The sequence below is a fragment of the Acidiferrobacteraceae bacterium genome (genome assembly GCA_037388825.1).
Lineage (GTDB): Bacteria > Pseudomonadota > Gammaproteobacteria > Acidiferrobacterales > JAJDNE01 > JARRJV01.
This window is the reverse complement of sequence record JARRJV010000071.1, coordinates 1-11317: the sequence shown is the minus strand read 5'-3', so window position 1 is coordinate 11317 and position 11317 is coordinate 1. Positions and strand designations below refer to the sequence as shown.

The following is an 11317-nucleotide window of genomic DNA, read 5'->3' as shown; positions in this document are numbered from 1 at the left end:
TCTGCGGGAATTGCTGAATGATATCGGCGGTTACAATGTGGTGGGCGAGGCCATGAACGGCAACGAGGCCATCGAGAAGACGGGCGAACTGAACCCGGATCTCCTCCTGATGGATATCCGTATGCCGGGTATGGATGGCCTGGAGGCGGCCATGCACCTCATGGGAATGGAGAATCCACCCAGCGTGATCTTTACCACGGCATACGACCAGCACGCCCTCGATGCATTCGAGGTCAACGCCGTGGACTATCTGCTCAAGCCGATCCGAAAGGACCGGCTTGCGAATGCGCTGGTCAAGGCCAAGAAGCTGACGGCCAAACAACTGCAGGAGGTCAACCAGTCACGGGACGAACCAAAAGCCCGTACTCACATCAGTGTGCACATGCGCGGCAATATCCGGCTGGTGCCTGTCGCCGACGTCATCTTTTTCCTGGCCGACAGCAAGTATGTTGTGATTCAGACAGCAGATGAAGAATTCCTCATCGAGGATTCGCTCGTAAACCTGGAAAAGGAATTTGGTGATCGTTTCCTTCGCATCCATCGCAATGCACTGGTGGCCACCGACCGGATTCTTGGCGTGGAAAAGAACCCCACGGGTTCCTGGCAGGTGAACCTCCGGGATACGGATCGCAAGCTGGATGTCAGCCGCCGCCACACGGCTTCCGTGCGCCGCTGGGTGCGGAACCGTCGTACCGCCTGACTAGTAGGAAATCGCAGTCGCTGCACCCACCACGGTGTTGCGGCGGTGCAACCGGGCGATGGAAGAGTCCACCGCCTGCTCCAGGTAGGCGAGATAGAAATCAGGCGAGCTGTAGCCGCGCAGCTGAGGGACCAGTTCCTTGCCGCCGCCATCGTAGAACCGTATGGTTGGCGTCAGGCCCACCCCTTCGGAATCGGCAAAGTCGCTCTGGCTGGTTCGCTTGCCGCGGAAGTCCGTCATCCGGCGACCGTCGCCCACGTTCACTACGCGAAAGATCAGCCGCTTGCGATAGGACGCATCCGCATACATGGGTTCCAGGTACAGGCGGCGCACCTGTTCGCAGTAGGAACAGGAATCAGCCATAAAAAACACCAGAATCGGTCGACCGGTGGCCTGCGATTCCCGCGCATCGTGCTGCAGATCCCGGGCAGGGGGCAGACCCCCGGCACGTGCCAGAACAGGCAAGGTCATGAGTAGTAGTATGGTGAACAAGCGTCCAAACATTTCCAGCACTCCGCGCCAACCCGGCTCCCGGTAACCCGGAAAGACCGGTATACTATCAGAAAAATATCCGTCTTCCGGGTCCCTTCCCCGCAAAATCCTGGTCGCCACCATGAAAACCCTGAAAATCGGCACCCGCAGAAGCCAACTGGCTTTGTGGCAGGCCAACGATGTCCGTTCGCGCCTGCTCGCGCTGCATCCCGAACTCGAAGTGGAATTGGTGGAAATCACCACCCAGGGGGACAAGATCCTCGATACCAGTCTTGCAAAGGTTGGGGGGAAAGGCCTGTTTATCAAGGAGCTGGAACAGCAACTCCTGGATGAAACAGTGGATCTGGCGGTCCAGTCCCTCACGGACATGACCGTGGAACTGCCGCCCGAGCTTTCCCTGGCGGCCATTTGCGAGCGAGAAGATCCGCGAGATGCCCTGGTCTCGAATTCCTACTCCTCCCTGCATGAACTGCCGTCCGGTTCCCGCGTGGGCACGTCCAGTTTGCGGCGCGAATGCCAGCTGCGCGCGGCCTTCCCGGAACTGGAGATCATCGGCCTGCGAGGCCCCGTCAACACACGCCTTGCCAAACTGGATGCCGGGGAATACGACGCGATCATTCTCGCCACCGCGGGACTGAAGCGCCTGGGTTTCGACGACCGCATTCGCGATCGCATCGATCCCGTGGACAGTTTGCCGGCCGTAGGCCAGGGAGCGGTATGCATCGAATGTCGCCAGAGCGACACAGCGGTGCTCGAACTGCTGACAAAACTCAACCACCACCCGACGGAATTGTGTACGCGCGCGGAACGCGCCATGAATGCCGCGCTGCAGGGCGGCTGCCAGGTGCCCATTGCCGGCTATGCGATTCTGGAAGACAAGGACCTCTATCTGCGCGGACTCGTCGGCAGGCCCGATGGCGGCCTGGTTCTGCGCGAGGAACTGCGTGGACCCGCCGACGATCCCGAGTCCCTGGGGACGGAACTCGCCAGACGACTGTTGGCGCGCGGCGCCGGCGACATCCTGGACGACATCTACGGCCGTGCCTGACACCAGCGCAAGGGATCTGCAAGGTACGCGGGTCCTGGTCACACGGCCCCGGGCCCAGGCGCGGCAACTCGCGCAACGCATCGAAGACGCCGGCGGCAGTGCCGTGCTCCTGCCCAGCATCGAGATTGCCGGGCCGGCAGACGAAACGACGCTGAATGAAGTCATCGACCGACTGCCATCATTTGATATCGCGATCTTCATCAGCCCCAACGCAGTACACCAGGCACTGCATGCCATCGACGAACGCATTGGCGGGCTGCCGAAAAATTTGCGAATCGGCGCCGTCGGCGCCGGTACCGCGCGAGCCCTGACCGAACAGGGCAATCCCGTGGATATCGCACCGCAAACCCATTTTCGAAGTTAAACGCTTTTGCTGGCAGACGAGCTGCAGGATGTTGCCGGCAAGCGCGTCGTCATCTTCCGGGGCGTCGGCGGGCGGACCCTGCTGGCGGATACCCTGCGGCAACGGGGGGCCGAGGTGGAATATGCCGAGTCCTATCAACGCCTGCGACCCGATACCGATACCTCTTCCATCGAAAATGACTGGGCAAACGGCTTAATCGATATTGTCGTCCTGAGCAGTGTCGAGGGCCTGGAAAATCTCCATGCCATGCTCGGGGACAAGGGTCGCGCCTTGCTGCGCGAAACCCCCGCGGTCGTGATCAGCCCACGCATGCTCGCTGCCTGTGACCGCCTGGGCCTGAAACTCACCGTAGTCGCCAGCGAAGCCAGCGATGAGGGAATCGTCGATGCCATTCGCACATGGCGACGCACAAAAAACACCGTATAATCGGTGGACCATTCCTGCCTGATTCCCATGAGCGACGAAGAGAACAAGAACGAAGCCCCGGAGAAGCCGAAAACCAAACCACGGCGTTCGCGAGGCGTGTGGCTGGTTGCACTGCTTTCCCTAGTTTCCCTCGGCGCCAACGGATACATCGCCTGGTACCTCTTTGTCGCCCACCCCCTCCTGTTCCATAACGATCTCCCCACCCGTGTCGAGTCGCTGCTGGATACTGTCGCGTAACTCAAGGATGGCGCCGCCTCCGCCAGCTATGATCTCGATCAGCTGAAACAGTCGCAGGACACGTTGAATGAGGCGCTGCGCAAGACCAGCGAGTCCCTTGGACGCAACCGCCGCGACTGGATTATGGCGGAATCGGAACAGTTGATGATCGTGGCCAACCAGAGACCCTGCTTCCTGTACGAAAGGAGCTGGTGAAGGAAATCGACGCGTTGAAGTCGACGGAGCGGGTGGACATTCCCGGGATCGCATTGAAACTGGCGAACCTCGCCGAAACCGTAGAACACCTCCCCTTGTCCCTGGATTTCCGGTCCATGAAGACGAAGGACTCGGCAGCGGCGCCGAATGCAAAGGAAGGGACGGAAGGGAGAAAAGAATCGGCCAGTCGCGGATTCTTCCGACAGCTGTGGTCCGACATCCGAAGCCTGATTACCTTCCGCAGCAACGTCGAATCCTATCGCCCGCTACTGCCTCCAACGCAGCAATACTTTTTGCGCGAGAATCTGAGACTGGTTCTGCTAGGTGCCCAACAGGCGGCGCTTCGTGCGGATCGGGGAACCTACCGCAGCAATCTTGAATCAGCGTCACGCTGGATCAAGACCTACTTCGACCCCGATGCCCAAGCCGTCAAGGAAATGCAAAAAGAGATTCAGGCTCTTGCCCGGCAACCCTTGTCCGAAAAACGTCCCGACATCGGCGCATCGCTGAAGGCCCTGCGCATCGTCGCTGAAAAACACGCCGGCCTATGAGACTGCTGGTCTTCATCCTTGTCGTCCTGCTCATCGCCACGATCCTGACCCTGGCGGCGGCGCGGGACCCGGGCTATGTGCTCATGGTATGGCCCCCATGGAGCCTGGAAATGCCGCTGACTCTATATGCGGTATTCGCCGTGACCGGTTTCCTCGGACTCTATCTCGTCGCCCGGCTCACCATTCGTGCCCTTCGCCTTCCCAAGGGGATTTCCCTCTGGCGTGCGCGACGCTTTGGCACACGATCGCGCACGGCCCTGGCGCGCGGACTCACGGCCCTCGCCGGCGGAGACTGGAAGACTGCAGAAGCCGAACTGCAGGCCAGCGTGCAACACAGCGAGGCCCCGCTGATCAGCTACCTGGCGCTGGCCATGGCGAGCCAGGGGCAAGGGGATACGGCCAAGCGCGACGACTACCTGGCCAAGGCCTACGAGGCAGCGCCCGACAATGACCTCGCTACCGGAATGACCCAGGCCATGCTGCAGGTGCTGGCCAATCAGCGCGAGCAGGCCCTGGCAACTCTGACCGAACTGCACAGCCGCGCACCCGAACATCGCTACGTACTCAAGTTGCTGGCGGATACCTATTTGTCCCTGAAGGACTGGACCGGACTGGGATACCTGCTGCCGGAACTTCGCAAACAGAAAGTCATGAAGGAAAGCGAGCTTTCCCGGCTCGAAGTCAATGTCCATCGCCATCTGCTCATGCCCTCACTTCCATCCGGTTCCCTGGATGTCTTGCGACGGGCGTGGCAAGCCCTGCCGAAGAATCTCCGCCAGCAACCCGGACTGGTCGCGGTCTATACCGGCAAATTGATCGAGCAAGGTGAACACGAGGAGGCGGAGTCGCTGCTGCGCGATTCCATTGGTCGCGAATGGAATGAAGAGCTCGTCGCCCTGTATGGTGATGCACACACCGAGCACGTGGCGCGACAATACGACACCGCACGAACCTGGCGCACCACCCACTCCGAAAGCCCCGCCCTACACCTGGCCTTGGGCAAACTCGCGCTGGCCAGTGGTTCCAACGGGGAGGCAATACAGCTCCTGGAGCAGGCGACAAGCCTGGGGGCCGGCGCCGGTGCCTACCTGGCGCTGGGCAAGGCCTACGAGCGAACGGGGGATGCATCCGCCGCACAAAAGAGCTATCGCGACGGACTGGAAAGCTGTCTGGGTGGCTACTCGCCGCCGTGGGCGAATTCGAAGGAATCGTAGTACAGGTGATCGGTCGCCAGGCCGTGGGCCAGGCATGCGGCCTTCAGCGCATCGATCATGGGCGGCGGTCCGCTGGCATAAACTTCAGTCCCCGACAGATCCGGATGATCGGCGATTACCGCTTCATGCACCCAGCCCGTGCGGCCGATCCACCCGTCTTCCGGCTGCGGGTCCGACAACACCGGAGTGAAGCGGAAGAAATTGTATTCCTGCGCCCAGGAACGGGCCAGGTCGGCCGCGTACAAATCCCGTAGACTGCGCGCCCCCCAGTAGAGATGAACGTCTCGGCGCTCGCCGCTGGCGAACAGCTGTTCCAGAATGCTCTTCATTGGCGCAAATCCCGTGCCCCCGGCCACCAGGATCGCGGGCAAAGCGGGTTCGTCACGCAGGAAAAACGTACCCAGGGGTCCGCGGAACCGCAGCAGATCCTTCTCTTTCATGGCCTCAAACACATGGCCGGTATAGCTGCCTCCCGGGACGAGCCGGATCTGAAGCTGCAGCATCTCATCATCCGCCGGCGCATTGGCCAGGGAGAAGCTCCGATGTTCGTTGCCCCGCAAAAGAATATCGATGTATTGACCAGCGAGGAATTGCAGGCGCTGATTGGCCGGGAGGCGTAGCCACAGTCCCATGACATCGTGCGCCAGCTTTTCCATCTTCACCACCCGGGCAGGCAGGGTCTTGACCGGAATGTTCGCGACCGCGCCAAGCTCCTGCGCCCGGATAACAAGATCCGACAAAGGCCTGGCCTGACAGAACAGGGCCAAACCGTCCGCGCGCTCGGCATCGCTCAATGCCGCCGGATCGTATTGGCCATAGTCCACAGCACCCGATACGACGCGGCCCTTGCAGGTACCGCAGCTCCCGTTGTGGCAGCTGTAGGGCAGGACAATCCCCTGGCGCAGTGCCGCATCCAGCACCGATTCGTTTTCGTCGGCGCTGAATTCCGTTCCGCTGGCTTCATTCTTGATGGTATACGTCATCGGCCGGTCTGAAACATTTTTTGTCGTCGCAATGCTCTTAGATTGCAGGGCACACTGTCTACCATGCGGTTTGCGGAAAATAAACAACGAATTTCCGCGTCCTTGACACGGATGATTTGACAAACCCCGGGCTCATCCCTTTAACTCGTCGTCGACCATCGTGACTACGCGCCAAACAAAAGAATGACCGGTACCGTACTCGTCGACGTTCGGGGCGTTTCGCGTTTCTACGGTGATCATTGCGCCGTGAACAACATCAGCTTCACGGTCGCCCGCGGCCAGGTGCTTGGATTTCTCGGCCCCAACGGTGCCGGCAAGACCACCACCATGAACATGCTGACCGGCAACCTCTCTCCCACTGCCGGCGCAATCCTGATTGACGGTCACGACATTCTCGACGAGCCACGCACGGCCAAGGCCGCCATCGGCTATCTTCCCGAACAACCGCCGCTGTATCGCGAACTTACCGTGAATGAATTCCTCGACTACTGCGCGGCCCTGAACCGTATCCCGCGCGAACGACGCCGCGCGGCGCGTGAGGCCGCCAAGGAGAAGTGCGGATTGGGTAGTGTATCCGAACGGCTGATCGGCAACCTGTCCAAGGGCTACCAGCAACGGGTGGGGATTGCCCAGGCGATCATTCATATGCCGCCGGTGGTGATCCTCGATGAACCCACAGTCGGACTCGATCCGATCCAGATCCGCGAGATCCGGGAACTGATCCGCGATCTCGGCCGGGAACACGGCGTGATTCTTTCGACCCATATTCTGCCTGAGGTACAAACCACCTGTGACCGGGTGCAAATCATCAGCGACGGTCAGCTGGTGCTGACCGACAGTATCGACGGTCTGGAACAGCAGATGAAATCCGCTTCGCTTACGGTGTCATTTGCCGCAGCGCCCGATATCCAGGTACTGCAGGACTTGCCCGGCGTCACCGCGGTGGAGCCGCAGCGCGAAGGACGAATCCGCATCGTCTACGCCCCGGACACCGATCCCACGGAGGAAATCGTACGGCGCTCCGTGGAGCAGCACTGGAACCTGCGCGAGCTGCGGCCGGGACGCGTCTCGCTGGAGGAAATCTTCCTGCGCCTGACCACCGAGGAAGCCGCTCAAGACGGCGCCACGGAAACGGAGTCGGCGACATGATCTTCACCATTGCCATGCGCGAACTGCGCAGCCTGTTTCTCTCGCCCCTCGCCTGGATCATCCTCGGAGTCATCCAGGCCATACTTGGATTCAGTTTCTTCTCCAACGTCTCTGCGTTCCTTCGCAACGCCAATCCCCAGGGCGTGACCCTGGCCGTGGCCGTGCCCATCTTCGGCTGGGCAGCGGTGATGCTACTGTTTGTCAGCCCGCTGATCACCATGCGCCTGGTGAGCGAGGAGCGTCGCAACCAGACCCTGTCCCTGCTTTACAGCGCCCCCGCGAGCATGACCGAGATCGTGCTCGGAAAGTATCTTGGCGTCCTGGCGTACATGATGACAGTTGTCGCCATGTTGATCCTCATGCCGCTCTCGCTGCTCTTCGGAGGCGCCCTCGATTGGGGCCTGTTGTTTACCTCGGCCTTTGGACTGGTGTTGTTGCTGGCCAGCTTCGCCGCCATTGGGCTGTTCATGTCGACCTTGACGCAGTCACCCACCCTGGCAGCGGTTGCGACCTTTGGCGCCCTGTTTCTGCTCTGGATCTTCGATGTATCGGCAAACCTGTGGGGCAAGAACACCCTCAGCTATTTGTCCATCATCGATCACTATCTTCCGTTTCTGGAAGGCGTATTCAGCAGTGAAGACACCCTGTACTACTTCATATTCACGGCGGTGTTTCTGATCTTCAGCGTCCGGCGGCTGGACGCCGACCGACTGGGGGCCTGATCGTGAAGGTCACCGCAAAATCCCGCAGGCAATTGCGATTGGCGACCGCCAGTTTTACCTTTTTGGTCCTGTGCATCGCCGGCCTGCTCATGTGGCTCACACATCTGTACCGCTGGGACGTCGATCTCACCCGCAGCGGCCGCAACTCGCTTTCGCCCGCGAGCGTAAAGCTCCTGAAACGGCTGGACAAACCGGTACGCATCAAGGCCTTCGTGGAACCGGGCAACGAACTGCACGACGCAATCGCCAAGAACATTCGCGCCTATCAGCGCCACAAGCCGGACATCAAGCTCATCTTCGTCGATCCCAATTCCCATCCGGAAGAAGTTCGCAAGGCGGGAGTACGCCTGGCCGGCGACCTGCAGATCTTCTACGACGGCAAATCCGAGATCGTTCATTCCCCGCGGGAACAGGCCATCACCAATGCCCTGGGTCGACTCGCGCGCAAGGGTGACCAATGGATCGTGTTCCTGTCCGGTCACGGCGAGCGCAGTCCGGACCGCGGGGCCAATTTCGATCTGTCGAAATGGAGCATCTATCTCAAGCGCCAGGGCTTCCAGACCCGGTCGCTATCCCTTGCCGAAAGCCCGCAGATTCCGCGCAACACCAGTGTACTGGTCATCGCCGGACCCCAGACCCGGCTGCTGCCCACCGAAGTGAAGGCCATCCAGAAGTTCATTCGCCAGGGCGGCAACCTCCTCTGGCTGGCCGACCCCGGTCCGTCCTACGGCCTGACCCCGCTGGCGGAACAACTGGGGTTCGAGTTCGATCCGGGTGTCATCATTGATCCGGTGTCCCAGGCCTTCACCCGTAGCGCCCGGGCATTGTTCATATCCAGTTACGGCAACCAGGCGGCGCTGAAGGGATTTCACGAGAACACCGTGTTCCCGGATGCCTGTGGAATCAGTTTGAACCAGGATCAGGTCGGACGGGGCGCAAAGGAACAGACAGACAAGGATTCGTGGCAACCCTCGGTGCTGGTGGACACACGCGAATCGGCATGGTCGGAGACCGGCCCCTTGAACAAGACACTGGCCTATGACAAGGGCAAGGACATACCCGGACCACTCGATGTCGGTGTAGCCTTTTCCCGCAAACAGGAAAACAGGGAGCAACGGGCCATCGTTATGTGCGATGGGGATTTTCTTTCGAACTCATTTGTGATGGGCGTCGGCGGCAATCTCGATTTCGGCATGCGCCTGATCAACTGGGTCAGCGCCAACGATGCCTTCGTGAACATTCCCACCCGCACGGCGGTTGACTATCAGCTGACCCTGAGTCCGGCCCTGGGCACGATACTGCGGCTGGTGTTCGTGCTGCTGCTGCCGGCCGGCCTGATGGGAACCGGTCTCGCGGTCTGGTTGCGCCGGCGAAAACGATGAATCGGCGCTGGTTGCTAAATTCCATCCTGCTGCTGGCGATCGCCGGTCTCACCGCGCTCGCGGTCTGGCGCCCGGGCCTGAAAGCATCCGCCCCCAAGCCCCGGCTGACCACCCTGGATCCACGCAAGATCCAGCATGTGCGCATCGAACAACCGAACCGTCACACCATTGTCCTCGCCGACCACAATGGACATTGGTATATGGATACTCCGGTTGGCGCCCGCGCCCATGCCTTCAATACCGCCCGGGTATTGCGAGTGGCCATGGCGCGGGTGCAGAAGGAGCTGCCCTTGTCCGTGGGAAAGGATCTGGCGCAATTCGGTCTGGCCAAACCCAGGGCGGTACTGCAGCTCGATGACCAGCGTATTGCCTTTGGCGGAACGAATCCCGTCAACGATCTGCAGTACGTGCAATATCAGGGACGCATCTACCTGGTCGCCGGTCGCAACTTCCAGGATGTTGCACGGACCTACAGTGACTTTCTTGACGCCCATCTTTTTCGCCAGGACCTGAAACCGGTGGCGCTGTATCTGCCCGGCCTCAACCTGAAACTGAAGGACGGTCGCTGGATCGTGCGACCCGCTTCCGACAAGTTGACCACGGATCGCATCAACACCTTTGTCGACGAATGGCGCTACGCCCAGGCACTGACCGTAGAAAAATATCAGGGCAAACCGGTGCACCAGCAGATTCGGTTCCGCTTTGCACCGGACAAGAAGGGAGGCAAACCTGCCACCGTAGTCGTGGACATCCTGTCCCGCCACGGCGAGCTGGTCCTGTACCGGCCCGACGAAGGCCTGGAGTATCATTTCCCGGAAGAAGTTGGAAAACGCCTGCTCGAACTCAAACCCGACTGATGCCGGAACTTCCCGAGGTGGAAACAACACGCCGCGGCATCGCCCCGGCGGTCACTGGCCACGTTGTCCGTGGTGTGCTCGTGCGCGACCGGCGTCTGCGCTGGCCGGTGCCACCCGGCCTTTCCCGGGACCTCCCGGGCGCCACGATCAACAAGGTCCGTCGACGCGCCAAGTACCTGTTGCTCGAAACCGACCGGGGTACCGTCATCATCCACCTGGGTATGTCCGGAAGCCTGCGCGTCGTGCCGGCCGATTCCCCACCCTCTGCCTACGATCACGTAGACATCGTTCTCGACGATGGCATGTGTCTGCGCCTGCGCGATCCGCGCCGCTTCGGGGCTGTGCTGTGGACCCGGGGTGACCCCATGGGTCACCGGCTGTTGGCCCGACTCGGCCCGGAACCGCTGGACCCGGCCCTGGACGCTAATGCCCTGCGTGCGCGTCTTAAGGGTCGCAGACGCGCCATCCGCGACACCCTGCTCGACAGCCACGTGATTGCCGGGATCGGGAATATTTATGCCAACGAAGCCCTGTTTCGCGCCGGCATCGACCCGCGCCGGGCGGCCGGGCGCATCGGCCGCGAGCGCTGTGGGCGCCTGCTCGATGCCCTGCGCGCCGTGCTGACCGACGCCATCCGCGCAGGCGGCTCCAGCCTGCGCGATTTTCGGCGTGCCGACGGAAATCCCGGCTATTTCCAGCTGAGTCTGCAGGTCTACGGGCGCGCCGGTGAGCCCTGCCCGGTCTGCGGGACCCCGATCCGGCGCCAGGTCCGGGGAGCACGCAGCCTTTATTTTTGCCCCCGTTGTCAACATTGACGGGTGCGATTCCAGTGCTATTACTACGAGCATTCACGAACTTATGCTATATAATTAATTAGACTTCACAAGAATTCGGGACGTCAAGGCGGCGTAAGGCCTGCCGCAAGCGGACGGCGTCCTCACTGAAGACAGCGAAACGGGGCTCCGGAGTCCAGCGATGGCGGCAAATATCGAAAGCG

General features: G+C 61.0%; 13 protein-coding genes and 1 pseudogene. 12 read left to right on the top strand and 2 right to left on the bottom strand.

The window, feature by feature from the left end; genetic code table 11:
* Nucleotides 1-700, top strand: a 700-nt coding sequence (locus tag P8X48_11105; GenBank protein ID MEJ2107852.1) for a LytTR family DNA-binding domain-containing protein, incomplete at its 5' end; no start/stop codon positions are given.
* Here P8X48_11105 and P8X48_11100 read toward each other — a convergent pair.
* Nucleotides 701-1204: a thioredoxin fold domain-containing protein gene (locus P8X48_11100; protein MEJ2107851.1), complete on the bottom strand. Its 504-nt coding sequence runs from the start codon at nt 1202-1204 to the stop codon at nt 701-703.
* Between the two features lie 109 nt (nt 1205-1313).
* On the opposite strand from P8X48_11100, the gene hemC reads away from it, so the two are divergent.
* The 6 genes and pseudogenes from hemC (at nt 1314) to P8X48_11070 (ending at nt 5227) form a co-directional block, all read left to right on the top strand.
* On the top strand, nt 1314-2240 hold the full coding sequence (gene hemC, locus P8X48_11095) for a hydroxymethylbilane synthase (protein ID MEJ2107850.1): 927 nt from the start codon (nt 1314-1316) through the stop codon (nt 2238-2240).
* Nucleotides 2137-3030: pseudogene (locus P8X48_11090) on the top strand (uroporphyrinogen-III synthase). Before hemC ends, P8X48_11090 begins: the two are co-directional and overlap by 104 nt.
* 27 nt (nt 3031-3057) lie before the next feature.
* Nucleotides 3058-3267, top strand: a complete 210-nt coding sequence (locus P8X48_11085) for a hypothetical protein (GenBank protein MEJ2107849.1) — start codon at nt 3058-3060, stop codon at nt 3265-3267.
* A gap of 63 nt (nt 3268-3330) precedes the next feature.
* Nucleotides 3331-3462 carry a hypothetical protein gene (locus tag P8X48_11080; GenBank protein MEJ2107848.1) on the top strand — a complete coding sequence of 44 codons (132 nt, stop codon included), beginning with the start codon at nt 3331-3333 and terminating at the stop codon, nt 3460-3462.
* A complete protein-coding gene (locus tag P8X48_11075) occupies nt 3459-4013 on the top strand; it encodes a uroporphyrinogen-III C-methyltransferase (protein ID MEJ2107847.1) in 555 nt (184 codons plus the stop codon). The genes P8X48_11080 and P8X48_11075 overlap by 4 nt, the downstream gene beginning before the upstream one ends.
* Nucleotides 4010-5227, top strand: coding sequence for a heme biosynthesis HemY N-terminal domain-containing protein (locus tag P8X48_11070; GenBank protein MEJ2107846.1), 1218 nt, complete (start codon nt 4010-4012; stop codon nt 5225-5227). The genes P8X48_11075 and P8X48_11070 overlap by 4 nt, the downstream gene beginning before the upstream one ends.
* On the opposite strand, the gene P8X48_11065 is transcribed toward P8X48_11070, so the two are convergent.
* Nucleotides 5191-6210, bottom strand: coding sequence for a CDP-6-deoxy-delta-3,4-glucoseen reductase (locus P8X48_11065; GenBank protein ID MEJ2107845.1), 1020 nt, complete (start codon nt 6208-6210; stop codon nt 5191-5193). The genes P8X48_11070 and P8X48_11065 overlap by 37 nt on opposite strands.
* Nucleotides 6211-6393: 183 nt before the next feature.
* Here P8X48_11065 and P8X48_11060 point away from each other — a divergent pair, with 183 nt between their 5' ends.
* The 5 genes from P8X48_11060 to mutM are packed head-to-tail and all read left to right on the top strand — an operon-like array spanning nt 6394 to nt 11135.
* A complete protein-coding gene (locus P8X48_11060) occupies nt 6394-7359 on the top strand; it encodes an ATP-binding cassette domain-containing protein (GenBank protein ID MEJ2107844.1) in 966 nt (321 codons plus the stop codon).
* Nucleotides 7356-8081, top strand: a complete 726-nt coding sequence (locus tag P8X48_11055; GenBank protein MEJ2107843.1) for an ABC transporter permease subunit — start codon at nt 7356-7358, stop codon at nt 8079-8081. The genes P8X48_11060 and P8X48_11055 overlap by 4 nt, the downstream gene beginning before the upstream one ends.
* 2 nt (nt 8082-8083) lie before the next feature.
* The gene (locus P8X48_11050; GenBank protein MEJ2107842.1) at nt 8084-9463 is read left to right on the top strand and encodes a GldG family protein; all 1380 of its coding nucleotides are present in this window, start codon (nt 8084-8086) and stop codon (nt 9461-9463) included.
* Nucleotides 9460-10320 carry a DUF4340 domain-containing protein gene (locus P8X48_11045; GenBank protein MEJ2107841.1) on the top strand — a complete coding sequence of 287 codons (861 nt, stop codon included), beginning with the start codon at nt 9460-9462 and terminating at the stop codon, nt 10318-10320. Before P8X48_11050 ends, P8X48_11045 begins: the two co-directional genes overlap by 4 nt.
* Nucleotides 10320-11135 (top strand): bifunctional DNA-formamidopyrimidine glycosylase/DNA-(apurinic or apyrimidinic site) lyase, encoded by an 816-nt coding sequence (gene mutM, locus P8X48_11040; GenBank protein MEJ2107840.1) that lies wholly within the window; start codon nt 10320-10322, stop codon nt 11133-11135. Before P8X48_11045 ends, mutM begins: the two co-directional genes overlap by 1 nt.
* Nucleotides 11136-11317 lie beyond the last annotated feature (182 nt).